Raw genomic sequence first — 26,842 nt, 5'->3', positions numbered from 1 at the left:
CGCTCGTCAGATGAGCCCTGCCATGCGCAGCGCGATGTCGACCAGCTTGACCCGCTGCAGGTCAGCGACCGCATCCAACGAGAACCACTCGGCCATGTCCGTCGACCCGTCGGTCTCGTACTGCAGGTGCCCGCCCGAGACCGTCGCACGATAGACGATGCGCAGGGTGTGCAGCGGCTGATCCGTCTTCTGGACGCGCTGCGAGGCGGGGATGACGCGCGAGTGGATGCCGAGGAGCTCACCGACCTTCACGGTGTAGCCGGTCTCCTCGACGAGTTCCCGACGGACCGCCGCGTCGGGTGCCTCCCCGGGCTCGAGTCCGCCGCCCGGCATGGTCCAGGCGACACGGCGACCCTCGATCCAGCGCGCCAGGAGCACCCGCCCGTCGTCGTCGGTGACGACCGCATATGCCGCGACACGCATGTCCATGCGTCCACCCTAATCGCCCCGCATGCACTGCGGTCGGATCCGACGCCGCCGGCTCGGCACGGGCGATCGGTCACGATTCATGGTGCGGCGAGGAGTCGGCATCCGTATGGTGAGTGCATACCGAATCACCTGGAAGAGGAGCCGACGATGGCCGAGAACGACGCGGGATTCAGTGCCGAAGAACGCGACGCCATGAAGGCGGCCGCGGCCGACAAGCGCAAGGCGCGGTCGCGGGCGAAGAAGTCACCCCAACAGGCCAGAGCCGAGGGCGAGGCGGACCTGAAGGCGGCGATCGAGAAGCTCGGCGACGACGATCGCGCGATCGCCGAGGGCCTGCACGTGCTCGTGTCCGAGGCTGCCCCCGACCTGGTGCCCCGCACGTACTACGGCATGCCCGCGTGGGCGAAGGACGGCAAGGTGCTGTGCTTCTTCCAGCCGGCAGGCAAGTTCAAGACGCGGTACGGCACGTTCGGGTTCGAGCAGCCCGCGAACCTCGACGACGGCACCCTGTGGCCGACCGCCTACGCCGTGCTGGAACTCGATGCGGCGAACAGGGAGTTCCTGACCGAGCGGGTTCGAGCGGCGGTGGCATGACCTGAGGGCTCGGCGCGGCTGACCTGCCGGGTGCGGTCCCTGCTCCGCGACACGACGCTATATACCGCCGGATCCTTGGATGCCGAGACGCACATCGGTATTCCTGGAGGGTGAAAACTCTCCCCAGAATCGGATTCGCGTCCCTCGCGGTCGCCGCCGTCGCAGCCACCGGGCTGCTCGCCGCTCCCGCACCGTCGGCCCTCGCACATGGATACGTCGGCGGTGACACGTCATCTCTCATCTCGCGCGCGGCCTGGACGGCCAACACGGACCGCGGCGATGTCGCCTACGAGCCGCAGAGCCTCGAGGCTCCGAAGGGCTTCCCCGCGGGCGGGCCGGCCGACGGCCGGCTCGCCTCGGCCGGCGGCCTGTTCGGCGAGACTCTCGACGAGCAGTCCGCGACCCGCTGGGCGAAGAACGTCGTGCAGGCGGGACCGGTGCAGGTCTCGTGGACCCTCACGGCAGCGCACCGCACCGCGCAGTGGCGCTACTTCATCACGACGCAGGGATGGGACGTCGACGCGCCCCTGGACCGCGGCGACCTCGAGCTGCTCGCGACCTTCGACGGCGGAGGCGGGATCCCCGGTGTGCCGACCACGCACACCCTCACCATCCCGTCGGACCGCACCGGCTATCACGTGATCTACGCCGTGTGGGACATCGCCGACACGGCGAACGCCTTCTACAACACGATCGACATCGACGTGCGGGGCGGCGGCCCGAGCATCACGCCCCCGACCACGCCCCCGACCCCGCCGGTGGTTCCGCCGGCCACACCGTCGGCGCCGGGCGCACCCACCGGGCTGCACGCGATGGGCCGAACCGCCTCGAGCGTCGACCTCATGTGGGAGGGCGTCCAGGGGGCAACGTCGTACCGCGTCGAGCGGTCGACCGACGGCGTCGCGTTCACGTCGGTCGGCACGGCGACGCAACCGCGTCATCTCGACACGGGACTCGCCGCTTCGACGACCTACCGCTATCGGATCGTCGCCGTCTCAGCCGCCGGCGAGACGACCGGCTCCGTCCTCACCGTGACGACGAACGCGGCACCGACCACCACTCCGACCACCGCACCGCCCACATCGCCGCCCACCCCGACGACACCCCCCACTCCCCCGGTGGCCCCGCCCGTCGAGGGCGTCGCGGTCTGGAGCCCGACCGGGGTCTACACGCGTGGCGACCTGCGCCAGCATGACGGCGTAGTCTACCGAGCGGTGCAGACGCACCGCTCCTGGGGCGACCCGTCGTGGATCACCGCCCTGTCGCTCTGGCAGCCCGTGACGCACAGCCACTGACCGTCCGGTCACCGACCGCGGTCGCTGGACCGCTGCCGACCTCGCCCTCCCGGTCCGCCGGGAGGGCGAGGCTCGGGTTCGCTGCGGATCGTCGCGCAGTAGCGTGGATGCCGTGACCACCACGTCGTTCCCCGCATCCGTCCATGCCTCGCGTCTCGACCGCGCCTCCGCCCTCGCCGCCGAGGCCGGTCTCGACGGCATCGTCGTCGGCCCCGGCCCTGATCTGCAGTACCTCGTCGGTGTCGAGGGCGACACGATCGAGCGCCTCACCGCCCTCGTGCTCGGGCCGGGCATCGCTCCGACCGTCGTCGTGCCGCGCATGGAGCTCGCGAAGGTGCGCAGCACCGCCGTCGGGGATCTCGGTCTCGCGATCTCCGACTGGGTCGACGGCGACGACCCGCATGGTCTCGTCGCCGGCATCCTCACCGGCGCGAGCCGCGTCGGCGTGTCCGACGCCCTGCCGGCGTTGCACGTCATCCCGCTCGCCGACCTTCTCGGGGTCAGCCTCGAACTCGCGACACCCGTGCTGCGTGAAGGGCGCATGATCAAGGATGCCGACGAGATCGCCGAACTGCGCCGAGCCGGCAGGGCGATCGATGCCGTGCATCGGCGCGTGCCCGAGTGGCTGCGCGCCGGGCGCACCGAGCGCGAGGTCGCCGCTGACATCGCCGCGTCGATCGTCGACGAGGGTCACCGCACGGTCGAGTTCGTGATCGTGGGCTCCGGGCCGAACGGCGCCGACCCGCACCACGAGGTGTCGGACCGGGTGATCGTCGACGGCGATGTCGTCGTGGTCGACATCGGGGGAGCGGTGCCGAGCGGCTACAACTCCGACAGCACCCGCACCTATGTCGTGGGCACGCCCGACTCCGTCGCGGCCGAGCGCATCGCGGTGCTCGTGCGTGCCCAGCAGGCTGCCGTCGACGCCGTGCGGCCGGGGGTCACCGCCGAGCAGGTCGACGCGGCGGCGCGCGGCGTGCTGGCCGAGGCCGGCCTGGCGGAGGCGTTCCTGCACCGCACCGGGCACGGCATCGGCGTCTCGGTGCACGAGGAGCCCTACATCGCCCCGGGAAATGACCTGGTGCTGCGCGAGGGCATGGCGTTCAGCATCGAGCCCGGCATCTACTTCGCGAAGGAGTGGGGTGCCCGCATCGAGGACATCGTCGTCGTGACCGCCGACGGGTGCGAGCGGCTGAACGAGACCCCGCACGCTCTCACCGCCGTCTGAGGCGGCGTCGGCCGCGGCATCCTCGGTCCCATCCGCCTCGCCGCGTGTCGTGCGGGCGAACATCTCGGCCTTGGGAGGAGGAATCCGCGCGGATCCTCCTCCCAAGGGCGAGTTCTCCTCCCGAGACGGTGAGCCTGATCAGACCTCGGTCCGCCGACGCCGCAGGAACAGCACGCCGCCCGTCGCGAGCAGACCGAGCATCAGCGCGATCAGGGCGATGGGCACCGCACCACCGGTGCCGGCGAGGCCGTCCCCGAGACCTCCACCGAGACCGCCACCCGTCGATGCTGCCGCGGTGACCTCGAGCGCACCCTCCGCACTGAGGTCGGATGCCGTTCCCTCGGCCACCACCGTGTGGACGCCGACCGCGGTTTCCGCCGGAATGGTGACCGTCGCGCGGAACCCTCCCGTCCCGTCGCCCGTGACCTCGGCGAGGCGCACCGGCTCCGAGAACAGCGTGATGGTGATGAGCTCGCCGGCGGCGAAGCCGCGACCCACGATCTCGACCGTCCCGCCCTGCACGACACGATCCTGTCCGATCACGATCTCGGCCTGCAGCACCGGGGTGTCTCGGACGTCTATCGTCAGCGGCAACGACGTCGACGGCAGGAACGCGTCCGCGTCGGCCGGCACGAACCGGGCCGTGTAGGTGTGCTGCCCCGAGGTCGCGATGCGCACGTCGGCGGTGGCGACTCCGGCGGAGACACTCGCCGACCCCACGACGAGGTCGCCCTCGACGAACTCCACCGTTCCCGCGGCGCCCGACGGCGTCACCGTGGCGACGAGCGGGATGGTCTCGCCGGCGACGGGGTCGTCAGAGCCCGCCGTCAGTGAGACGGACGTGGACTTCGGTATCGTCGTCTCGCCGACGACGAGCAGCGACGTCCTCGCCTCGACCAGCGACACGTCACCGAGCGCGATGACCGGGTGGTCGCCGTCGAGGGCGCCGCTCGGCACGACGATCGATCCGCTGATCGACCCGTCCCGGCCGGCCTGCACCGCGACCGGCTGCTCGTCATCGATGCGCAGCGACACGTTCTCGTCGGGAGCGAAGCCGATGCCGGTGATCTCGACCGTCTCGCCCGGCGCGGCCTGGGCCGGTGCCTGGATCTCGGGGGTGTACACCGGCACGGGGTCCGCCACCACGATCGTCAGCTGCGTAGCAGCCGACTTCACGCCGTCGTCGGCGGTGATGCTGACCGTGTAGGTGCCGGCCCGCCCGTAGGTGTGGGTTCCCTCGACCGCGCCGTCGACCACGTCGACCCGGGAGACGGGCGATCCGTCGCCCCAGTTCACGACCGCGGTCGTCTCGCCGAGACCGCCGGTCACGGTGGCGAAGGCCGCGGTGAACTCGACGTCGGTGACCTGCTCGTCGACGACGCCGGCCTCGACCGCGAGCTCGGTGGATGCCGAGCGGTCGCCGTCCGAGGCGATCGCGAACACGTGCACGCGTCCGTCGTTGAGCGACCCCGCCTCCTTCGGCATCGTCAGCGACTCGACCACCTTGGGTGCGCCGTCGTCGTCGAGAGCAAGGGCGATCGGCGCGGTGGCGTAGATCGCCGTGTTCTTGACGCTCGACTCCGCCGCCGTGCCCGAGAGGCGACCCTCCGACACGGTGAGCACGGTGTTCCCCTTGTACGGGTTGCCCGAGGCGCCCACCCAGTCGCCGAGGCTGATGGTGATGGTCTGCGTCGTGCCGTCGGTGAAGTGCAGCACGGCATCCGAGTCGCGGTTGCTCTCGGTGGCGGTGCCGACGAACGCGATCTGCGTCGCGCCCGTCCCGAGCGAGAACTTCACCGTCTGGCCCTCGCCCGTGATGTTGTCGGGCGCGCCGGCCGGGACGGCGGGCAGGTCGTACGTCAGCGTCGTCCCCGGCACCGTCAGGGTCTCGCCCTGCACGAAGCCGTCCGCCGCGAGCTTGTCGCGGAAGTAGCCGTGGCCCTGCGAGTCGCAGTTCGCCGCGGTCACGCCGAGATCGCCGATGCAGACGTTGTTGAACCCGCCCACCAGCGTCTCGTCGCGGAACACCTCGATCGTCGCGACGGCCTGCGCCGTCGCCCCCGAGGAGTCGCGCACGGTGACGACCGCCGAGTACGTGCCGGGCGCCGTGAACGTGTGCGGGGCGGTGACCTTCCATCCGCCGAGCTCGTCGCGGGTGAGGACCACGTCGTCCACGGCCTCGCCGTCGCGGTAGTCGACCGTGACGTCGTACCCGGAGGCCTCGGTCTCGGTGCCGACGATCGTGGCGAGGGGTCCGGTGAACTCCGTCCCGACCGCGATGCGCTGCGGGGCGCCGGCCGAGATCGTGAGGCCGTCGGCCGCGGATGCGGAGGCGAACAGCTCGATCTCCGACAGCGCCAGCGCGGGCCCACCGCTCTTCAGCTCGAGCTTGACGCTCGTGTAGCCACTGTTGCCCTGCGCCGTGAACGGACGCGTCTGAGAGTCCCACGCGAAGGTCTCACCCTCGCGGCTGTCGAGCTCGGTCCACGACGTGCCGTCGAGCGAACCGGAGAGCGTCCAGCTCGCGGGAGCGGCCGCTTTCGACGCACTGGTCAGCGTGTACTGGCCGATCGAGACCGGGCCGGACTGCGAGGTCCACACCAGCTCGGCGGAGTCGCCGTCGAACGCGACGGTCGAGTTCATGTTGTCGTCGACGAGAGCGCCGACGGGAGTGCCGTCCGCTGCGGCGAGCGCACCGCGACCGGCCTTCGTGGCGTCGACGAGAGTGGTCGGCACATCGAGCTTCTCGGTGAGGTCCTTCGCGCCCCATGCCTGCGGTGTCGCGCTCATCGAGAAGTCGAGGCGGCCGCCGGAACGAAGCAGGTCGCCGTCGAACGTGGTCTCGGTGATCGGTTGACCGTTGAGGGTCACGCCGCCCACGTAGTCGGCCCCTGCCGAGGCCCCCGGGGCGTTCACGACGAGATCGGTGCCGCCGATCGACAGCGTCGCGCTGTCGAACAGGGGAGTGCCGATCGTGTAGTCGCCCGAACCCACCTCGAGCGGGTAGAAGCCGAGCGCCGAGAAGACGTACCAGGCCGAGAACTCGCCGTTGTCCTCATCGCCCGGGTAGCCCTGGCCGATGTCGGATCCGACGAAGAGACGGTCCTGGATGTCGCGGATCAGCGCCTGCGCTCCCGCGGGGTCGCCGGCCTCGGCGAGCACGTACGGGATGTGGTGGGCGATCTGGTTCGACATGCCCAGCATGCCGAGTCGCACGTCGCGTGCTTCGCGGGCTTCGTGGATGCCGGAGTAGTCGGCCTTCTCGCGGACGGTGAGGAAGTCGTGCATGACATCGAGCAGGCCCTGGCGGCCGCCGTAGAGGGCGGCGAGGCCGTCGACGTCGTGCGGGGCGTGGAATCCGAAGGTCCAGGCGCTGGCCTCGGTGAACGCGCCGCCCCACGCCTTCTTGTCGAAGTCGGCACCCGAGGTCCACGACCCGTCGGCGTTCCGGGAGGTGAAGGTCCCGGCGTCGGGGTTGAACATCTCGACGTAGTGCGCGGCACGAGCCTCGAAGTACGTCGCCTCCTCCCTCAGCTGCGCGACGCGGTCCGCCGGGGTGGCCGGGTCCTCCGCCAGCTTCTTCGCCATCTCCGCGATGCCGAAGTCGTTGATGTAGCCCTCGAGGCCCCAAGATGCACTCTCATGCGTGGTCGCCTCGGTGTATCCGAGGAAGATCGACTGGGCGAGTCCCTTCCGGCCGACGGCGTTGGATGCCGGCAGCACGGTGGCGTTCTTGACCGCGGCATCGTAGGCCTCGAGCGCCGTGTCGGTGTCGAGCGCACCCGCGAGGTACGCCTCGGCGAACGCGACGTCGGAGCTGGTGCCCGTCATCAGGTCGGCGTACCCGGGCGACGACCACCGCGCCACCCACCCGCCGTCACGGTACTGCTGCACGAATCCGTCGACGAGCTCTTCGGTGACGTCGGGGTACAGCAGCGAGTACAGCGGCCATGCCGTGCGGTAGGTGTCCCAGAAGCCGTTGTTGACGTACACCTTGCCATCCACGATCTTGGCGTTGGTCCGGTCATCGCTGGCGCTGCCGTCGGTCGCCGAGACCGGGCTCGCGTACTGGTAGACCGGGTCGGCCTTCGACCCGGTGTTCTCGAACTGCGAGTTCGGGTACAGATTCAGGCGGTACAGGCTCGAGTACAGGGTCACGAGCTGCGTGTCGGTCGCACCCTCCACGTCGTGGATGACGCCCAGGCGCTCGTTCCACGCGTCTCGGACCGCTGCGTGCGCCCCATCGAACGAGACTCCCTGCAGTTCGAACTCGTGGTTCTTGCGCGCCTGATCCTGCGAGATGAACGACGAAGACAGGCGCAACTCGACCGTGCGGTCGCTGCTGGTGTCGAAGGCGGCGTATCGGGCGGTGTCGTTGCGGTCGCCCTGCGTGGTGGCCCCGGATGCCAGCGGCGCGCGATCGAAGGTGCCGTAGACGAACATGCGCGTCCGTCCTGGCCACCCCGAGCCGCCGTCGACCCAACCCGAGACCGTGTCGCCGTCGATGCGGAGCTTCGAGGAGTCGACGAGCTGATCGATGAGCACGGAGCTCGCGTCACCGGTGAAGGCGAAGCGGTAGACGGCGCCGTGATCGGTCGCGGTGACGGACGTCTCGATGCCGTTGTCGAACTCGACGCTGTAGATGTCGGGCCGAGCGGTCTCGTTCTCATGGCGGAAGGTGAGCTTGCGGTCGTCTAGCGACGATGTGGGGTTGCCGTTCGCGGCGGGCAGTACGGCGATCTGGTTGCGGTCCCCCATCCAGATGCTCGGCTGGTGCGAGAACCCGATGCCGTTGAGCGCGGGGAGATTCTGCGCGTTGTTCGCCCGCTGGTACTGATAGATCGTGCCGACGTTGTCGGCGTTCGTCATCGGGGTGATGAAGTTGAACCCGTTGGGCCAGGCGGTCGCGGGCAGATTGTTGCCGCGCGAGAATCCGCCCGTCGAATTCGTGCCGCGGCGGGTGTCGACGTATGAGACGAGTCCGTCGGACGTGTCGCGCTGCGCGGCCGCGTCGATCGTGACGTCGTCGAGCCACCCGCCGAAGGCGGTCGCCCCGGTCGGCACCTCGACGCCCGTGACGTCGGCGCCCGGGTGGTCGTATCGGAAGAGGATGTCGTCGATGGTCCGCCCGGCGAACTGGCTCAGGTCGACGGTCACCTTGTTCCACTGGTTGGGCCAGAGCACGTTCGCCTGACCCTGCGCACGCGCGTTCGCCCCGTAGCCGTACGAGTCCGTGGCGTCGCTCGCCGACAGCGTCGAGCCGTCGTCGAACGTGAGATCGACGGCCGCGAAGGTCGCGGCGTACGTCTGCTCGCCGTCGAGCACGGGGAAGACGAGATACGACAGCTCGCTGTCGTCGGTGACGTCGATCGCCACGTCGTCGTAGAGCACGCTCGTCGACGAGGCGGGACCGGCGTCGAGGTGGCGTCCGACGTACTGCAGAGCCTGGGTTCCCGTGAAGCCGACGCCGGTCTTCGCCGTGTCGGAGCTGGAGGGTCCGTTGCCGACCTGCAGGAAGAGGTCGCCGGGCGCGGGGGTCGCGCCGTCCACGGCGATCGGCTCCCATCCGGCGAGCTGCACGATGCCCGCGCTCGGAGTGCGCGTGGCGAGGACGTCGAGGCGGTAGTACAGGTACTCGGCGCTGGGCGCATCCAGGGTGAACGAGCGGGTCTCACCGCGTCCGGAGAAGAGTTCGCCGGAGCGCTCGTCGACGGTCACCCAGTCGGTGCCGTCGTTGGAGCCCTGCACTCGGAAGTCCCTGGGGTCTCGTTCCTGGGCGTCGTTGCCCGAGGTCAGCGTGTACCGCACCATCGGCTGGGCGGCACCCAGCCGATACTGCACCCAGCCCGTGTTCGCGAAGGCGAGCCACTTCGATGAGGCGTTGCCGTCGGCGACGAAGGCCGCCGACTCGTTCGGGGCGTTCTCTGCGGATGCCGTCACGGCGACTACGTCGCCGAGGACGCTGCCGGGTTCGAAGCGGCTGCCCGTCACGTTCACGGACTCACCGGTACCGGTGAGGGCGGGCGTCGCGTCATCGGACTCGAAGGAGGAGGAGGAGAAGGTCGTCTCGCCCGCAGCCGACGCCGACAGCGGAGTGAGCATGCCCAGACCGACGGTGACGGCGACACCGGCGGCCGCCCAGGACCGTCTGGCGGCTCGGTGGGTGCTCGGGGTGGGGACCCTCATGACTGCTCCTCTAACTCCACTACGGTGTGTCGCTGATGCGGCCTCTCCGACTCGTCGTCGGGATGACCGATATATGACATCGCTGTCATACGCTGGACGCTATCACAGCGTCCGTCACCGACGGAAGGCCGATGCAGTGGCCGACGGCAGGCCGATTCACGGGGCGACTCGAGGCCGGAGCAGTGGCCGACGGCCATAATGAGCTATCCGCGATCCGCGGGCGACAAGGGGATCCATGACCAGCACGCAGACCGGCGCGACGTCGCGCCCGACGCTGGCCCAGGTCGCGGAGCGGGCCGGGGTCAGTCTGAAGACGGCATCGCGCGCTCTCGCCGGGGAGTCGTACGTGAGCGCGAAGACCCTCGCCAGCGTGCTGTCGGCCGCGGCCGAACTCGACTATCAGCGCAACGCGGCGGCGAGCCTGCTCGCGAGCGGTCGCCTCGCGGCATCCTTCGGTCTCATCACGGGTGACGTCACCAACCCGTTCTATTCGGCACTCGCGCAGGCGATCGAAGACGAGATCCGTCCGCGCGGTGTGCACCTCTCGGTCGCGAACTCACGGGAGTCGGCCGAGCAGGAGGGGCGGGTGGCCCGCGACCTCGCCGACCGGCAGACCACAGCCGTCATCACGGTGTCGGCGATGACGGACCACCGTGAGTACGCCCAGCTGCAGGCCCGCGGCATCCCCGTCGTGTTCGTCGACCGGCCGGCCGAGAACCTGGCCGCCGACTCCGTCGTCTTCGACAACCGCGAGGGCGGCAGGCTGGCCGCTCAGCACCTGCTGGATGCCGGGCACCGACGCATCGCCTTCATCGGTGACTACGCATGGCTCCCCACCTACCGCGAACGCCTCGCCGGCATGGGGGATGTGCTCGACTCCGCCGGCGCCGACTGGCGCCGCCTTCTCCGCACCGACATCCATGACGCGAGCGCCGCGCGGGAATGCATGCGGGAGCTGCAGGCCCTCGATGCCGCGCCGACGGCGGTCGTGGCCGGAAACAACCGCATCCTCCTCGGAGTCATGGAGGAGGTCGCCGGCCACTCCGACCGGCCCGCCGTGATCGGATTCGACGACCCGGAGTGGGCGCGCGTGCTCGGCGTGAGCGTCGTCGCGGGCGACGTCGAGACACTCGGTCGTCAGGCCGCGCGTCTCGCCATCGCGCGGCTGAGTGATCGCACCCGTCCGTTCGAGAGCGTCACCGTGCCGATGCGGCTCGTCGCACGTCGCTCGACCGGGGCGTGACACGCGGGCACGACCGACACCCGCGTCAAGACCCTGTCGGCAGCGGGGGCGCTCACGCGAGACTGCCGTCATGACCAAGGACAGCGATGCGACGGATGGACCTCAGCTCACCGAGGACGGTCATCACGTCGTCATCGACGGGAGGCGGTGGCGGGCAACCGACCCCACCATCCCCGACTCCTTCCGGCAGGAGCTGGTCGATGAGCTGATGGCGGCCCGCCGGGCGGTGAAAGCCGCGGAGCCCGATGCGCGCCGAAGGGTGAACGACGCCAAGACCGCCCTCGGCGAGCGCGGTGCGCCCTGGTGGGAGGAGCGATCTGGCGAGGACTTCGACGCCCGCATCGCTGCGGCGATCCGGGCGCTCGTGCGCAAACGCTCGGAGTCCTCGATCTGCCCGAGCGACGTCGCGCGAACGGTCGGCGGCGAGTCGTGGCGGACGCTCATGCCGGAAGTCCGGCGCGTCGCCGCCGACCTCGCCGACGCCGATCAGATCGTGGTGACGCAGAAGGGTTCGCCGGTCGGCATCCGCGACGCCCGCGGGCCCGTGCGGATCGTGCGCGGCCCGTCGCTCTGAGCGAAGAAGGCAGAGATGGTATTCCTCGACGCCCACCGGCGTCAATGGCCTGCTGCGGACGCTCAGCAGATCGATAGCGTCAGACATCCGCAGCACCGATCACGGAGGACACCATGAGTGACACCGCGCGCGCTGAGCGCTTCGCAGCAACCCCCATCCAGAAGACCGCCCTCGTCGTGGGCATCGTCTTCCTCCTCGTCGGCATCGCCGGCTTCATCCCCGGTCTCACGCACTCCGCAGAGCACCTGCACGGTGCGGGAGCGGGCTCCGAAGCGCACCTGCTCGGACTCTTCCAGGTCTCGGTGCTGCACAACTTCGTGCACCTCGCCTTCGCTGTCGCCGGGATCGCGTTGGCCGCCCGCGCACGGTGGTCCCGCCTGTACCTGATCGTGGGTGGCGCGGCCTACCTCGTCGTCTGGATCTACGGCCTGATCGCGGTCGGCAACGACCAGCTGAACTTCATCCCCGTGAACGACGCCGACAACTGGCTGCACCTCGTTCTCGGCATCGGCATGATCCTGCTCGGGGTCTTCGTCTCGCGCTCGCCGCGGGTCCCCGGCAACGATGGGCGCGCAGCCCGCGCCTGATCGCCGCCCACCCGGCGAGAACCGAGCCGGGGTCAGCTGCGGCCCACGCGACGAGCGTGGGCCACAGCGGCCCCGGCTCCGTCGTGCCACGGCTCTCCGTGGCCCGGCAGCAGCGTGCGTGCGCTCGATGCCAGGAACACGTCGAGGTCGCTCAGGGCTCGCCCGCTGTCGGCGGTCGCCGCCCCGGCGACGATCCGCGGTCCCGCCCCTCCCGTGTAGGGGTCGAGGGTCACGATCGCGTCGCCGGTCATCAGCACACCGAGGTCCTCGAACCAGAAGCCGCAGTGCCCGTCGGTGTGACCCGGCGTCCACAGGGCGACGGGTCGACCGGGTGCCTCCACTGGCGTGGCGTGATGCACGGTCGGCGCCGCCTCGACGCCGCGCACTCCGAGCGCACCTTTCGCCGCCATCGCCAGCAGCGTCGGCACTGCCTTCGGGTAGCGGAACGGGTACGTGATGCGCGGCCGTTCATGTGCGTACTGATACGGATGCCGAGCAAGACGCTGATCGCGCGGATGCACGTGCACCGGCGTGCGGCGCTCGGAGACCAGGCGGTGAGCCATCCCGACGTGATCGAAGTGCGCGTGGGTGAGGATCAGCGCATCGATGTCTCCGCGGTGCGCACCGAGATGGGCTAGGAGGTCGTCGAGCACTGGGAGCGTGCGGGGCAGACCGCCGTCGACGAGAGTCATCCCGTCGGGTGTCACGACGAGGTAGCAGTTCACGTTCGCGGTCTCGAGGCGGTACACGCCGTCTGCGACCGCGGTCCATCGGGTTCGGATGCTCATCGCACTACGATGCGCTGCACGCGGTGACCCCGCAGGAGCCTTGCCGGATGCGTCCTTCGGTGGTAGCCGATGGCTGCCGGTTCAGAGCAGGTCGTAGTACCCGCCGAACGGCGAGTCGACGTCTCCGGTGTCGCGCGCGTCGAAGGGCACGGTCGCCTCGGTGATCGTCACGTGGCTGCGCGGGGTGATGAGCACGCTGAGTTTGCGGTTACCGACCACGATGAGGTCGACGAAGGTGCCCGGGGTGACCATGGCCTCTTCGATCTGGTGCTTCAGCTCGCCGAGATCCTGTTCCTGCGCGAGCAGGAATCCCCGCCCGTCGAACGTCACCTCGATCTGCACCATCGTCTGCACAGATTCGACGTTACTCATGCCTGCACGGTACGCCGTATCGGGGTTCGACAAAAGGGGGGTTGCAATCCTGTCGCCGAGGTGACAAGAGCCAGCCGATCCATTCCTGTGAATCTCATGAATCCCAGGTCAGAGTTGTTAACAGATTCATCCACAGCTGTGGATGAATTCCGGACCGCAATCAGGAGATTCACACGAGAGATGCCGCACGGCGCTCCTGTTCGCGCAGCGCGCGCTCCACCGCCTCCACGTCGCGCACTGCTCCGCGATCGGCCGAGGTCGCCATCGTCGCGTACGAGCGCAGCGCCAGAGACACGGCGCGCTGGCGTTCCCGCGGACGATATCCGCCGTTCTCGAGCAGGACCGCGCGACGGCGCTCGAGCTCGGACTCGTCGACCTGCAGTGTGAGGTCGCGCGTCGGGATGTCGATCGAGATGATGTCGCCGTCCTCGACCAGGGCGATCACCCCGCCGGACGCCGCCTCCGGTGAGACGTGCCCGATCGAGAGCCCCGACGTGCCGCCCGAGAAGCGCCCGTCGGTGATGAGCGCGCACACCTTGCCGAGCCCTCGGCCCTTGAGGAACGACGTCGGGTGCAGCATCTCCTGCATGCCCGGTCCGCCCTTCGGACCCTCGTAGCGGATCACGACGACGTCGCCCGGCTGCACCTTCTTCCCCAGGATCTTCGCGACTGCCTCCTCCTGCGACTCGCACACCACCGCGGGCCCGGAGAAGACGAGGATCGACGGATCGACCCCGGCGGTCTTCACCACGGCGCCGTCGACGGCGATGTTGCCTCGGAGCACGGCGAGCCCGCCATCCGCCGAGTAGGCGTGCGCGGCGTCGCGGATGCAGCCGTTCTCGGCATCCGTGTCGAGCTCGAGCCAGCGCTCGGACTGCGAGAAGGCGCTCGACGAGCGCACGCCCCCGGGCGCGGCGTACCAGAGGTCCTCGGCCTCGTCGGAGACCGAGTCGCGGCGGATGTCCCACGCATCGAGCCACGAGGTCAGTGAGGGCGAGTGGATCGACGACACGTCGTCGTTGAGCGCGCCGGCTCGGTGCAGCTCCCCGAGGATGCGAGGGATGCCTCCGGCCCGATGCACGTCCTCCATGTAGTACATGCGGCCGTAGGCGGGGTTCGGGGCGATCTTCGCGAGGCACGGCACGCGGCGCGAGACGGCGTCGATCTCATCGAGGCCGAACGCCACGCCCGCCTCGTGAGCGGCGGCCAGCAGGTGCAGGATCGTGTTCGTCGAGCCGCCCATTGCGATGTCGAGCGCCATGGCGTTCTCGAAGGCGTTGTAGCTCGCGACGGCGCGGGGGAGCACCGACGCGTCGTCCTCGTCGTAGAAGCGGCGGGTGATGTGCACCGCGACCTCGCCGGCCTTCTCGTACAGCGCTCGGCGGGCGGTGTGAGTGGCGAGCACCGAGCCGTTTCCGGGCAGCGCCAGACCGAGCGCCTCGACGAGACAGTTCATCGAGTTGGCCGTGAACATGCCCGAGCACGACCCGCAGGTCGGGCACGCGTTCTCCTCGATGCGCTGGATGTCGGCGTCCGACACCGTGTCGTTCGCCGCTTCGGAGATCGCGTCGACGAGGTCGAGGGTGCGCACGCTGCCGTCGACGAGGGTGGCTCGGCCCGACTCCATCGGACCACCCGAGACGAACACGGTCGGAATGTTCAGGCGCAGCGCGGCCATCAGCATGCCCGGGGTGATCTTGTCGCAGTTCGAGATGCACACGAGGGCGTCGGCCTGGTGCGCGTTGACCATGTACTCGACGGAATCGGCGATGAGGTCGCGCGAGGGGAGCGAGTACAGCATCCCGCCGTGACCCATCGCGATGCCGTCGTCGACCGCGATCGTATTGAACTCACGGGGGATGCCGCCCGCTGCGCTGATGGCGTCGGACACGATGCGGCCGACCGGCTGCAGGTGCGTGTGGCCGGGGACGAACTCGGTGAAGCTGTTGGCGACGGCGATCATCGGCTTGCCGAAATCGGCGGCGTTCACGCCGGCCGCGCGGAAGAGAGCGCGGGCACCGGCGGCGTTGCGACCGTGCGTCACGGTGCGGGAGCGAAGGGGAGTGGGCATCCTCCCACCCTCCTGCGTCGTGCGACGTTCCGGAAGTCGCCGCTGAAACTAGTAGTGGGAGCACTAGGTTTGTGAGGTGGCCACCGACGAGCAGCAGCGGAAGGAACTCGGCGCATTCCTTCGCGCCCGTCGTGAACAGCTCGACCGCACCGGGTACGGCCTGCCTCCGGCCGGGCGCGGCCGCACGGTGGGCCTCCGCCGCGAGGAGATCTCGTTCCTCTCCGGCGTCAGCGTGACCTGGTACACCTGGCTCGAACAGGGGCGCGACATCAATCCGTCGAGGCAGGTGCTGGATGCCGTCGCCACCACCCTGCACCTCACCGTCGCCGAGCACGACTACGTGCTCACCCTCGCCGGATTCGCGCCGCAGCGGCCGGGCGGAGGCGAAGCCGTCGAGACCGCGCCGCCGCATGTGCAGCGGTTCCTCGACGCTCTCGACGAGCACCCGGCGTACGCCCTCGCGCCGGACTGGGGCATCGCCGGGTGGAACGTCGCCTACGAGAAGCTCTACCCGAACGTCGCCACCACTCCCGCCGAGGAGCGCAACCTGCTGCGGCTCATCTTCACCGACCCCGCCGTGCGGTCATTGCTCGACGACTGGGACGACACCAGTCGGCGCTTCCTCGCCGAGTTCCGCGCCGAAGCCGGCCCGCGTCTCGGCGACCCTCGGTATCGCGACCTCATCGGACGCCTCGTGCAGGAGAGCGACGACTTCCGCGAACGCTGGGAGAGCCACGGCGTCGGCGGGTTCGAGTCGCGGGAGCGGGTGTTCCAGCATCCGACTCTGGGGCGACTCGTGTTCGAGCATCACCAGATGCGCCCGTCTGACCAGACCGACGTGCAGCTGGTCGTCTACACCGCGGATGCCGAGACGCGCCGCCGCTTCGCCGGGGGCGCCTAGAGGGTCGAGCGGAGAAACGAGAAGGCCCCGCACGATGGCGGGGCCTTCTCGAACTGTCTCAACACAGTGTGGAGCCTAGGAGATTCGAACTCCTGACATCCTGCTTGCAAAGCAGGCGCTCTACCAACTGAGCTAAGGCCCCGTGAGGGTTCTTCTTGAGTTACGGAGTGGGGCTACCAGGACTTGAACCTGGGACCTCTTCATTATCAGTGAAGCGCTCTAACCGCCTGAGCTATAGCCCCGTCAACCTCCAAGACTTTACCGGAGATTCTCGGAATTACCCAATCGAGCGCGGGACCCGGGAGAGTCCCGCGCTCGGCACTGATCAGGAACCAGGACGGATGGTCGCGCTGCCCGCCGAGAGGGAGACATCGATGGTGCGCGTGCTGCTCGCGTCCTGCTCGACCTTCGCGTTCAGAGTCCCGGCGCTGACATCCTGCTCGATCGCGTACGAGGTGTCAGGCACCGTGAGGTCGAGCGAGCCCGCGCTGACCTCGATGCTCGTCCGCGTCGGCGCGCTACCGGACAGCTCGACGTTCATGTCGCCGGCGGCGACGCTGAGATCCGCCTGATCCACGTCGTCGAGTGCGACGTCGGCGCGACCGGCGCTCATGTCGATGTCCAGGCTGGCAGCCGACCCCTCGACGTCGAGCGCCCCGGCGTTGACCGTGAGGTCGAGCGCCCCGAAATCGCCGAGGACGTCGAGGCTGCCGGCGTCGAGAGTGAGGTCGGCGGCGACCGTCTCTGTGCGCAGATCCTCGGGAAGCGTCAGCACCGCCGACTGGTCGTCGCCGAACCAGCCGCCGAACCACCAGCCCCACCGGAACTCCGGGCTGCGCACGACGAGTTCGTCGCCCCGGCGGTCGAGCGTCCAGCCGGGGTTCCGCGCGTTGGTGACCGACAACTCGGCCTCGTCGACGTCACCGAACTCGACGCGCATGTTGCCCGCGTCGACGTCGAGGTCGATGCTCCGGATGCCGTCGGCATCCACCGTCTGCACCGAATCGCCTCGGTCACCCGAGGTGGAGAGCATGGTGCCCGTCGCGGCGACCGCGGCCGTGGCGCCCGAACCGAGCAGTGCGATGCCGCCGATCACCGCCGTGCTGACGACGATCGCCGTGACTCCGGGGCCGCGGCCTGAGCGCCCCGGCCCGGCGGCCGGGGGAGTCGACGTCGGCCCTCCGTGCGGCTGCTCGGTGGCCGACGGGTGAGCCTCGGCTGCGGGAGCCGGCGGAGGGGTCAGCGGCGTCTGCCCGTTCTGGGGGTCGTGAGCGTCGTCGTTCCGGGGAGTGGTCATCGTGCGGCTCCTGTCTGGCCGGTGGGCGGGGTGGTCCCGCCGGTGTTCTCGATGTGGGCGAGGGCGGCGAGCACGCGTCGGTTCCCCGACTCGTCGGGCTCGAACCCGAGTTTCTGGAAGATGGCGGTGATGTGCTTCTCGACACTCGCCTCCGAGAGGAACAGCAGCCCGGCGATCGCCTGGTTCGACTTCCCCTCGGCGATCAGCGCGAGCACGGTGCGCTCCCGCTCGGTGAGGCGCATCATCCGGTCGTCGCGGTTACGACGGGTGAGCAGCTGCGCCACCACCTCGGGGTCGAGCACCGTCGCCCCCTCGGAGATGCGCTGCACCGAGCCGAGGAACTCCGCGACGTCGGCAACCCGATCCTTGAGCAGGTAGCCGAGCGGACCGCCCTGCGCGGCGATGAGATCGGACGCGTAGCGCTCCTCGACGTACTGTGACAGCACGAGCAGCGGAAGCGACGGATCGGAGGCCCGCAGGGCGAGCGCCGCGCGGATGCCCTCGTCGGTGAACGTGGGAGGAAGGCGGACGTCGAGGATGCAGAGCTCCGGCGCCTCGGCCCGCACCGCCTCGGTCAGCCCGTCGGTGTCCGGCAGCGCGGCGACCACGGTGTGCCCGGCGTCCTCGAGCAGGCGCACGAGGCCCTCACGCAGCAGGACCGAGTCCTCGCAGATCACGATGCGCATGATCCACCCCTGTCCGTGTCGATGTCGGCGCGCTTGTTCGAGAGCAGGCAGATCACGATGCGCATGGCACGTTCACCTCCAGGCTGGTGGGTCCGCCGAGGGGGCTCTCGAGGCGGAACGTGCCTCCGGCGGCGAGGATGCGGTTCGCGATGCCGTCGAGGCCACCGCCCGGCTGCACCTGCGCGCCGCCCATGCCGTTGTCCTCGACGCGGGCCCACAGCGTCCCTCCATCGCGGAGCCGGACGGTCACCCTGGCCTCGCTGGCCCGAGAGTGCTTGGCGGCGTTGGTCAGCGACTCCGCGATCGAGAAGTACACGGCGGCCTCCGCCTCGCGGCTGCAACGTCCGTCCATCCGCACGTCGAGATTCACGGGGATGTGCGACCTCCCGGCCAGCGCCGACAGCGCCGCGTCGAGACCGCGGTCGTCGAGGACCGAGGCGTGGATGCCGCGGGCGAGCTGTCGCAGCTCGGTGATCGCCGCCTTCGTCGACGTGTGCGCCTCGGAGATGAGCTCCTTGGCGGCATGCGGATCGCTGTCGATCTTCTGCTGCGCGAGTCCGAGTGTCATGCCGACCGAGACGAGGCGCGGCTGGACCCCGTCGTGCAGGTCGCGTTCGATGCGGGTGCGCTCGACGTCGGCGGCACGCACGGCGCCCTCGCGCTGGGCCGTGCTGGTGCGCACGCGCTCGGTGAGCTCGGCCTCTTTCGCGCGGATGACGATCGAGAGCGAGAGCACGCGGTGGAGCGCGGCCAGGCCGATCATGCCGAACACGCAGGCGGCGATGCCGAGGATGCCGACGAGCGGCGCCCAGGGAGCGGTGATCCCCATCCCACCGAACGGACCGATCACGGTACCCGTGCCGACGAGCGGCGCGAAGCAGATCGCGATCGACCAGACGAGTCCCCAGGCGAGCCGCAGCACGATCCAGCCGAGCACCGCCGAGATGGCGAAGTTCGCGAGCGCCCGCCACATGCGTCCGTCGATGGCCTGCCTGCCGAGGGCCCGGATCCACCCCGAGAAGCCGGGGCGATCGCGGGGCCGCCAGCGCAGCGGGGCGATCGGGGTGCGGTAGAGGCCGCTCACGCGGGCCACCTCGAACCAGCCGACGGCGAACAGCGCGTACACGAGACCGACGAGGAGGACGATGCCGATGCCGGCGACGAGGAGCAGACCGAGTCCGGCGCTGAGGAGTCCGGAGAGAGTGGTGAAGATGATCCCGCCGAGCACCCCGACACCCGCGACATGGAGCAGTGTGAGGAAGAGGCGCAGCGGCGGCTTCGCGGCCGTGGCCCGAGAAGGCGTGGCTGTCTGTGTGGTCATGATTCCAAAGTACGGGCGCGGTGATCGCGCCGACACCGAGGGATCCCGACACCCCGTTTCGGGTTTTCCCTACCGGTCGGGCCGGATACGCGAGAGGGGCGGATGCCGCAGCATCCGCCCCTCTCGTCGTGCGAGGAGATCAGTTCGACATGAAACCGACGAGCAGCCCGCCCGTCACCTTCACGGCGAGGTTGTAGATGCCGGCGACCACCGCGCCGAGCACCGTGAAGACGATCAGATTCAGGATCGAGACGACGGCGGCGAAGGCCATGACCTGCGGCAGACCGGCGATCTCGGAGATCCGCACCGAGTTGTCGGTGATGGTGCCGACGAAGTCATCGGCCTGCACGATGATGCCGGTGGCCTGCAGCACGAGGTAGATCAGGAAGAAGGACACCATCGTCACGATCGCGAGAGCGACGGCCCCCAGGAAGGAGAGCTTCACCGCCGACCAGAAGTCGACGTAGACGAGGCGCAGGCGGACCTGCTTGCCACTGGTCTTGCGCGTGGACTTCTTCGCCAGCTTGTCGGCTACTGTGCTCATGCGTCTGTGTCCTCAGGGTTCTGTGTCTCGGGGGAGGCGCTGGGGGAGTCCGACTCCGCCTCGGCCGCTTCCAGCTCCTCGGCGAGGCCCCGCTCACCGTTGCGGGCGATGGCGAGGATGCGGTCGGCTTCCGTCGTCCGCGCGAACACCACTCCCATGGTGTCGCGGCCCTTGGCGGGCACCTCGGCCACGGCAGAGCGTACCACCTTGCCGCTGGACAGAACCACCAAGACCTCGTCGTCGTCGGAGACCATCAGGCCCCCCGCGAGAGTGCCTCGATCGTCGTTCAATTTGGCGACCTTGATGCCGTATCCACCGCGTCCTTGGACCCGGTACTCGTCGATCGCGGTGCGCTTGGCGTACCCGCCGTCGGTGACGACGAACACGTACTGACCGGGCGCCGCGACCGAGGCCGAGAGCAGGCTGTCGCTCTCGCGGAACTTCATGCCCTTCACACCGGCGGTGGCTCGACCCATCGGGCGGAGAGCCTCGTCGGTGGCACTGAAGCGCACCGACATGCCGCGCCGGCTGATGAGCAGGATGTCGTCCTCGGCGTTGACCATGAGCGCCGAGACCAGCTCGTCCTCGTCGTTCAGACGGATCGCGATGACGCCGCCCTGACGGTTGGTGTCGTAGCTCGTGAGCGTCGTCTTCTTCACGAGGCCGTCGCGCGTGGCGAGGACCAGGTAGTCGGCGACCTCGTAATCGCGGATGTCGAGGATCTGCGCGATCTTCTCGTCGGGCTGCAGAGCGAGCAGGTTCGCGACGTGCGTGCCCTTGGCGTCGCGACCGGCCTCCGGCACCTCGTAGGTCTTCGCCCGGTAGACGCGACCCTTGTCGGTGAAGAACAGCAGCCAGTGGTGCGTCGTAGTCACGAAGAAGTGCTCGACGATGTCGTCGGCGCGCAGTTGCGCACCCTTCACGCCCTTGCCGCCCCGGTGCTGCGACCGGTAGTTGTCGCTGCGAGTCCGCTTGATGTATCCCTCGCGGGTGACGGTGACGACCATCTCCTCTTCGGCGATGAGGTCTTCCATCGAGACGTCGCCGTCGAACCCGTGCAGGATGTGGGTGCGGCGGTCGTCGCCGAAGCGGTCGACGATGCCGGTCAGCTCCTCGCGGATGATGTCGCGCTGCAACGCCTCGTCGGCGAGGATCGCGTTGTACTCGGCGATGAGGCGCTCGAGCTCGGCAGCCTCGTCGAGGATCTTCTGACGCTCGAGGGCGGCGAGTCGACGCAGCTGCATGTCGAGGATCGCCTGCGCCTGGTCGTCGTCGATGTCGAGCAGCGTCTTCAGCCCGTCGCGGGCGTCTTCCACGGTCGCCGACCGGCGGATGAGCGCGATGACCTCGTCGAGGGCGTCGAGCGCCTTCAGGTACCCGCGCAGGATATGCATGCGGCGCTCGGCCTTCGCCAGCCGGAAGCGGGTGCGGCGGACGATGACCTCGAGCTGGTGGGTGATCCAGTTCGTGATGAACCCGTCGACGCCGAGCGTGCGCGGCACGCCGTCGACGATCGCCAGCATATTCGCGCCGAAGTTCTCCTGCAGCTGGGTGTGCTTGTACAGGTTGTTGAGCACGACCTTCGCGACGGCATCCCGCTTGAGGACGACGACGAGACGCTGACCGGTGCGGTCGGACGACTCGTCGCGGATGTCGGCGATGCCGGTGATCTTTCCGTCGCGCGCCAGGTCGCCGATCTTCACCGCGACGTTGTCGGGGTTCACCTGGTACGGCAGCTCGGTGATGACGAGGCAGGTGCGACCCTGGATCTCCTCGACGTTGACGACCGCGCGCATCGTGATCGATCCGCGACCCGTGCGGTACGCCTCCTGCACGCCCTTGGTGCCGAGGATCTGCGCACCGGTCGGGAAGTCCGGACCGGGGATGCGCTGGATCAGACCCTCGAGCAGCTCCTCGCGGGGCAGACCGGGGTTGTCGAGTGCCCACAGCGCCGCGGCCGACACCTCGCGGAGGTTGTGCGGGGGGATGTTGGTCGCCATGCCGACCGCGATGCCGACCGAGCCGTTGACGAGGAGGTTCGGGAAGCGTGCGGGGAGCACGGTCGGCTCCTGCGTCTGCCCGTCGTAGTTGTCGGTGAAGTCGACCGTGTCCTCTTCGATGTCGCGCACCATCTCGAGCGCGAGCGGAGCCATCTTGGTCTCCGTGTACCGAGGGGCCGCCGCACCCATGTTGCCCGGGGAGCCGAAGTTGCCCTGGCCGAGAGCCAGCGGGTACCGCAGCGACCACGGCTGCACGAGGCGGACGAGGGCGTCGTAGATCGCGGAGTCGCCGTGCGGGTGGTACTGACCCATGACCTCGCCGACCACACGGGCGCACTTCGAGAACGACTTGTCCGGGCGGAATCCGCCGTCGTACATGCCGTAGATCACACGGCGGTGCACGGGCTTGAGCCCGTCGCGCACGTCGGGGAGCGCGCGCCCCACGATCACGGCCATCGCATAGTCGAGATAGCTGCGCTGCATCTCGGACTGCAGATCGACCTGGTCGATCTTGCCGTGGTCGTGTTCCGGCTCGGGGCGTTCTTCGTCAGTCATGTGTCTTCTCTGTCCTGGTGACCGGGCTACGGAATCTCGTCTTCGTTCGCAGAGCGGGGACCCTCCCGCTTCGCGGGCCCCTCCCGATGCTCACTCCGACGAGATTCCTCCGCCCTCTGCCGTCCGCCGGGTCTGCGCCCCGAGCGTGGATATGTAGATGTGTGTATATGGGGATCAGATGTCGAGGAAGCGGACGTCTTTGGCGTTGCGCTGGATGAAGCTGCGTCGCGACTCGACGTCCTCGCCCATCAGCACGCTGAAGATCTCATCGGCCGCCGCGGCGTCCTCGATGGTCACCTGCCGCAGCGTGCGGGTGGTGTGATCCATCGTGGTCTCCCACAGCTCCTTGGCGTTCATCTCGCCGAGACCCTTGTATCGCTGGATGCCGGCGTCCTTCGGGATGCGCTTGCCGTTGTCGAGGCCGTACTTGAGCAGCGCGTCGCGCTCGGCGTCGCTGAACACGTACTCGTGCGCGGAGTTCGACCACTTCAGGCGGTACAGCGGCGGCATGGCGAGGTACACGAAGCCCGCCTCGATGAGCCCGCGCATGTAACGGAAGAGCATCGTGAGCAGCAGGGTGGTGATGTGCTGACCGTCGACGTCGGCATCCGCCATCAGCACGATCTTGTGATAGCGGGCCTTCTCGATGTCGAAGTCCTCGCCGATGCCCGTGCCGAAGGCCTGGATCATCGCCTGGACCTCTTTGTTGCCGAGGGCCTTGTCGAGGCGGGCGCGCTCGACGTTGAGGATCTTGCCTCGCAACGCGAGGATCGCCTGCGTGTGCGGGTCGCGGCCCTGCACCGCGGAGCCGCCGGCCGAGTCGCCCTCGACGAGGAAGATCTCGCTGATCGAGGGGTCCTTGCTGGTGCAGTCCTTGAGCTTGTCGGGCATCGCCGCCGACTCGAAGACGCTCTTGCGGCGGGCGGTCTCGCGCGCCTTGCGGGCCGCCATGCGTGCGGTCGCGGCGTCGATCGCCTTGCGGATCACGTTCTTGGCCTGCGTCGGATTGCGATCGAACCAGTCGCCGAGCTGATCGCCGACCACCTTCTGCACGAAGGCCTTGGCCTCGGTGTTGCCGAGCTTGGTCTTGGTCTGGCCCTCGAACTGCGGCTCGCCGAGCTTGATCGAGATCACAGCCGTGAGGCCCTCGCGCACGTCGTCGCCCGAGAGGTTGTCGTCCTTCTCCTTGAGGAGGTTGTTCGCGCGTGCGTAGCGGTTGACCAGTGTGGTCAGCGCTGCGCGGAATCCCTCCTCATGCGTGCCGCCCTCGTGCGTGTTGATGGTGTTCGCGTAGGTGAACACGTTCTCGGTGTACGACGTCGTCCACTGCATCGCGACCTCGAGCGAGATCTTGCGCGCCGTGTCCTCCGACTCGAACGCGATGATCTCCTCGTTCACGACCTCGGCGTGACGCACCTTGTTCAGGTACTCGACGTAGTCGACGAGGCCACGCTCGTAGAAGAAGACGTCATTCGGCTGCTTCGTGACGGTCTCGCCCTCGTGTTCGACCTCGTAGGCGGAGCCCGGACGCTCGTCCGACAGCTCGATGCGCAGACCCTTGTTGAGGAATGCCATCTGCTGGAAGCGGGTGCGGAGCGTGTCGTAGTCGAACTCGACGGTCTCCTGGAAGATCTCGGCATCCGGCCAGAACGTGATCGCCGTACCCGTCTGGTCGGTGGCCTCGCCCTTCTCGAGCTGCTGCTGCGGAGCGCCGCCGTTCGCGAAGCTGTGCCGCCAGACGAAGCCCTTCTGCTTGACCTCGACCTCGAAGCGGGTGGAGAGGGCGTTCACGACCGACGAGCCGACACCGTGCAGACCGCCGGATACGGCGTAGGCGCCGCCGCCGAACTTGCCGCCGGCGTGCAGGATCGTCAGCACGACCTCGACGGTCGACTTGCTCGGGTCGGACGAGTGCGGGTCGACGGGGATGCCGCGGCCATTGTCGATCACGCGCACGCCGCCGTCTTCGAGCAGAGTGACGAAGATCGTGTCGGCGTACCCGGCGAGGGCCTCGTCGACGGAGTTGTCGACGATCTCGTACACGAGGTGATGCAGGCCACGCGGTCCGGTCGAACCGATGTACATACCGGGGCGCTTGCGCACCGCCTCGAGTCCTTCGAGGATCTGGATCGAGTCGGCGCCGTACTCACCGGGCTGCTGAGCCTTCGGTGCCGGGGTGCCCGCGTTCTCGGGGGTGCCTCCGTCGGTCGATTCCGTCTCGTCAGCAGGGGATTCAGGCGTCATCAGCGGGCAGTCTCCACATCGATATGTCGAACTCCCAGTCTAGCGGTCTTTCGACGCGGAATGCGGCTCAGAGGCCGCGTGTGGCCTTCTGAGCGTGTCAGACCCCTCGCACGGTGCCCTACCCGTAGGTATCGCGCGGGCCCCGTCCTGGAACGACTCTGGGACCCCATTTCCAGGAGGGTACGTCCGGTCCGATGAAGCGGAGGTTCTCGACCCCGGCATCCGGATAGCGTCGGCCGATCTCGGTGAGGATGGTCCCGCGCATGTACTGGAGGTTCTTCGCCCAGGCGGTCGAGTCGCACTTGACCGTGAGCAGCCCGCGCTCCAGCGACACCGGCTCGGAGTGCTTCGCCGTGTCCGCACCGGCGAGGTCGGCCCACTGCCGCACCAGGTCCTCCCTGGCGAGGGTGGTCTGCCAGCCGGAGTCGCGGCTGAGCTTGTCGAGCACCGCACCGAGCGAGCCGGGGTCGCGTCCGGGGGTGAACGGGGCGTTGTCGTCATCGGTGACGAGGCGTCGCTTGCGCTTCCAATTCTTCGAGCTGGGCTGGAGTCCGCGCAGGCGCAGGTAGGTCGCGACGGTCTCAGGGGTGTCGGAGGCCGGGCCGTCGGAGGCCGGAGCGGTCGTCGTCTCAGTCATCGTCCGCAGCCTCCTCTCCGGTCGCGCCCTCGGTGTCGGTGACGTCGAGTGCCGGCGAATTTCCGTTCGTCGACTCCTCCGTCGGTGTCTGCCGCTCGTCGCTGATGGTGCCGGCGGCGATCCGCACCACGTGAGCATGCAGGATCTCGGGGATATCCTCCTCCACCGCCGCAGTGACGACCACCTGTTCGTAGCCGGCCGTCAGCGTCGCGAGCCGCTGACGGCGATCGGCATCGAGCTCGGCGAAGACGTCGTCGAGGATCAGCACGGGATCCCCGGCCGGGGATTCGCTGCGCAGGAGTTCGGCCGAGGCGAGTCGCAGGGCCAGCGCCACCGACCACGACTCCCCGTGCGAGGCGTACCCCTTCACAGGAAGTCCCCGCACGCGCAGGATCAGGTCGTCGCGATGCGGCCCGGTGAGTGTGAGACCGCGGTCGAGCTCCTGGGTGCGCTTCGCGAGCAGCGAGGCACGGAACATCTCCGCGCACTTCGCGAGGCTCAGCGATCCGTCGTCGCCGATGAGCGTCTCAGCCTCGCCCTCTTCGGGATCGCCCCCTCTGATCGAGAGAGCCCATTCGAGTTGCGGCTGATGATCGGCGCCGGCGATCGCCGTGTAGGCGTCGCTCACCGGTTGCTGCAGATCGGCGGCCAACCGCTGGCGGGCGGCGATGATCTCCGACCCGAGCGCGACGAGCTTGTCGTCCCAGACCTCGAGGGTGCTCAGCGCGTCGCCCCGGATGCCGCGTGCCCTCGCCGACTTGAGCAGAGCGGTGCGCTGCTTGAGCACGCGGTCGTAGTCTGCGAGCACCGCCGACAGCCGAGGGGTGCGCTGGATGAGCAGCTGGTCGGCGAAGCGACGCCGAGACGACGGATCACCGCGCACGATCTGCAGGTCTTCGGGGGCGAAGAGCACCACGTGCGCGTAACGCGGAAGCTCGCTCGTCTTGGACGGCGATCCGTTGATGCGGGCCTTGTTCGAGCCCTGCCGGTTGAGCTGCACCTCGGCCAGCACCCGGCGTTCGCCGTGCGAGAGACGGGCGCGGATGATGGCGAAGTCCTTGCCGTCGCGCACCATCGGGGCATCTGACGACACCCGATGCGACCCCAGAGTCGCGAGGAAGACCACGGCTTCGGCCAGATTGGTCTTGCCCTGTCCGTTTCGGCCGACGAGGACGTTCGGCCCCCTGTGCAGAGCGAGTTCGGCGGTCGCGTAATTGCGGAAATCCACCAGACTCAGATGCTCCACGATCACGCAGTCAGCCTACCTTCGGCCCCCGACAGTCGACCGCC

Annotated in this window: 20 protein-coding genes and 2 tRNA genes; 7 read left to right on the top strand and 15 right to left on the bottom strand. The window is 68.9% G+C overall.

The genetic code is table 11. The features are described from left to right. Positions 1-6: 6 nt before the first annotated feature. On the bottom strand, positions 7-429 hold the full coding sequence (locus FSY98_RS07945) for an NUDIX hydrolase (protein WP_144875539.1): 423 nt from the start codon (positions 427-429) through the stop codon (positions 7-9). A gap of 147 nt (positions 430-576) precedes the next feature. Here FSY98_RS07945 and FSY98_RS07940 point away from each other — a divergent pair, with 147 nt between their 5' ends. From FSY98_RS07940 to FSY98_RS07930, 3 genes are all read left to right on the top strand, one after another. Next, positions 577-1,023, top strand: coding sequence for a hypothetical protein (locus tag FSY98_RS07940; protein ID WP_144875537.1), 447 nt, complete (start codon positions 577-579; stop codon positions 1,021-1,023). A gap of 110 nt (positions 1,024-1,133) precedes the next feature. After that, on the top strand, positions 1,134-2,318 hold the full coding sequence (locus tag FSY98_RS07935; RefSeq protein ID WP_144875536.1) for a lytic polysaccharide monooxygenase: 1,185 nt from the start codon (positions 1,134-1,136) through the stop codon (positions 2,316-2,318). A 112-nt stretch (positions 2,319-2,430) separates the two neighbouring features. Further along, positions 2,431-3,546, top strand: a complete 1,116-nt coding sequence (locus tag FSY98_RS07930) for a Xaa-Pro peptidase family protein (RefSeq protein ID WP_144875534.1) — start codon at positions 2,431-2,433, stop codon at positions 3,544-3,546. Between the two features lie 138 nt (positions 3,547-3,684). On the opposite strand, the gene FSY98_RS07925 is transcribed toward FSY98_RS07930, so the two are convergent. Beyond that, entirely contained in the window at positions 3,685-9,732 is a 6,048-nt protein-coding gene (locus FSY98_RS07925; protein WP_144875532.1) for a GH92 family glycosyl hydrolase, read from the bottom strand. A gap of 235 nt (positions 9,733-9,967) precedes the next feature. Between FSY98_RS07925 and FSY98_RS07920 the strand changes: the two genes are divergently transcribed. From FSY98_RS07920 to FSY98_RS07910, 3 genes are all read left to right on the top strand, one after another. After that, positions 9,968-10,975: a LacI family DNA-binding transcriptional regulator gene (locus FSY98_RS07920; RefSeq protein ID WP_144875530.1), complete on the top strand. Its 1,008-nt coding sequence runs from the start codon at positions 9,968-9,970 to the stop codon at positions 10,973-10,975. 70 nt (positions 10,976-11,045) lie between these two features. After that, a complete protein-coding gene (locus FSY98_RS07915) occupies positions 11,046-11,549 on the top strand; it encodes a DUF3253 domain-containing protein (protein WP_144875528.1) in 504 nt (167 codons plus the stop codon). Between the two features lie 113 nt (positions 11,550-11,662). Then, positions 11,663-12,136 (top strand): DUF4383 domain-containing protein, encoded by a 474-nt coding sequence (locus FSY98_RS07910; RefSeq protein WP_186307580.1) that lies wholly within the window; start codon positions 11,663-11,665, stop codon positions 12,134-12,136. Positions 12,137-12,168: 32 nt separating this feature from the next. Here FSY98_RS07910 and FSY98_RS07905 read toward each other — a convergent pair whose 3' ends face one another. The 3 genes from FSY98_RS07905 to ilvD form a co-directional block, all read right to left on the bottom strand. Then, positions 12,169-12,924, bottom strand: a complete 756-nt coding sequence (locus FSY98_RS07905) for an MBL fold metallo-hydrolase (RefSeq protein ID WP_144875526.1) — start codon at positions 12,922-12,924, stop codon at positions 12,169-12,171. A gap of 81 nt (positions 12,925-13,005) precedes the next feature. Further along, positions 13,006-13,296: a hypothetical protein gene (locus FSY98_RS07900; protein ID WP_260857318.1), complete on the bottom strand. Its 291-nt coding sequence runs from the start codon at positions 13,294-13,296 to the stop codon at positions 13,006-13,008. A 169-nt stretch (positions 13,297-13,465) separates the two neighbouring features. After that, positions 13,466-15,367, bottom strand: a complete 1,902-nt coding sequence (gene ilvD / locus FSY98_RS07895; RefSeq protein ID WP_144875524.1) for a dihydroxy-acid dehydratase — start codon at positions 15,365-15,367, stop codon at positions 13,466-13,468. A gap of 76 nt (positions 15,368-15,443) precedes the next feature. On the opposite strand from ilvD, the gene FSY98_RS07890 reads away from it, so the two are divergent. After that, the gene (locus FSY98_RS07890; RefSeq protein ID WP_144875522.1) at positions 15,444-16,268 is read left to right on the top strand and encodes a helix-turn-helix transcriptional regulator; all 825 of its coding nucleotides are present in this window, start codon (positions 15,444-15,446) and stop codon (positions 16,266-16,268) included. A gap of 69 nt (positions 16,269-16,337) precedes the next feature. Here FSY98_RS07890 and FSY98_RS07885 read toward each other — a convergent pair. From FSY98_RS07885 to recF, 10 genes are all read right to left on the bottom strand, one after another. After that, positions 16,338-16,410, bottom strand: a tRNA-Ala gene (locus FSY98_RS07885). A gap of 26 nt (positions 16,411-16,436) precedes the next feature. Continuing rightward, positions 16,437-16,510 (bottom strand) — tRNA-Ile (locus tag FSY98_RS07880). An 83-nt stretch (positions 16,511-16,593) separates the two neighbouring features. After that, positions 16,594-17,565: a DUF4097 family beta strand repeat-containing protein gene (locus tag FSY98_RS07875; protein WP_144875520.1), complete on the bottom strand. Its 972-nt coding sequence runs from the start codon at positions 17,563-17,565 to the stop codon at positions 16,594-16,596. Continuing rightward, positions 17,562-18,251: a response regulator transcription factor gene (locus FSY98_RS07870; protein WP_144875518.1), complete on the bottom strand. Its 690-nt coding sequence runs from the start codon at positions 18,249-18,251 to the stop codon at positions 17,562-17,564. Before FSY98_RS07870 ends, FSY98_RS07875 begins: the two co-directional genes overlap by 4 nt. A 52-nt stretch (positions 18,252-18,303) precedes the next feature. Further along, positions 18,304-19,572, bottom strand: coding sequence for a histidine kinase (locus tag FSY98_RS07865; RefSeq protein WP_144875517.1), 1,269 nt, complete (start codon positions 19,570-19,572; stop codon positions 18,304-18,306). A gap of 139 nt (positions 19,573-19,711) precedes the next feature. Next, positions 19,712-20,116, bottom strand: a complete 405-nt coding sequence (locus tag FSY98_RS07860; protein ID WP_144875515.1) for a DUF3566 domain-containing protein — start codon at positions 20,114-20,116, stop codon at positions 19,712-19,714. Further along, entirely contained in the window at positions 20,113-22,671 is a 2,559-nt protein-coding gene (gene gyrA / locus FSY98_RS07855; protein ID WP_144875512.1) for a DNA gyrase subunit A, read from the bottom strand. Before gyrA ends, FSY98_RS07860 begins: the two co-directional genes overlap by 4 nt. 174 nt (positions 22,672-22,845) lie before the next feature. Beyond that, positions 22,846-24,915, bottom strand: a complete 2,070-nt coding sequence (gene gyrB, locus FSY98_RS07850; RefSeq protein ID WP_144875510.1) for a DNA topoisomerase (ATP-hydrolyzing) subunit B — start codon at positions 24,913-24,915, stop codon at positions 22,846-22,848. A gap of 118 nt (positions 24,916-25,033) precedes the next feature. Next, positions 25,034-25,552, bottom strand: a complete 519-nt coding sequence (locus FSY98_RS07845) for a DUF721 domain-containing protein (protein ID WP_144875508.1) — start codon at positions 25,550-25,552, stop codon at positions 25,034-25,036. Then, positions 25,545-26,804 (bottom strand): DNA replication/repair protein RecF, encoded by a 1,260-nt coding sequence (recF, locus tag FSY98_RS07840; protein ID WP_144875506.1) that lies wholly within the window; start codon positions 26,802-26,804, stop codon positions 25,545-25,547. The genes FSY98_RS07845 and recF overlap by 8 nt, the downstream gene beginning before the upstream one ends. Between the last annotated feature and the right edge of the window lie 38 nt (positions 26,805-26,842).

This window comes from Microbacterium sp. 1.5R (genome assembly GCF_007667425.1).
Lineage (GTDB): Bacteria > Actinomycetota > Actinomycetes > Actinomycetales > Microbacteriaceae > Microbacterium.
This window is presented reverse-complemented; position numbering and strand designations above follow the sequence as displayed.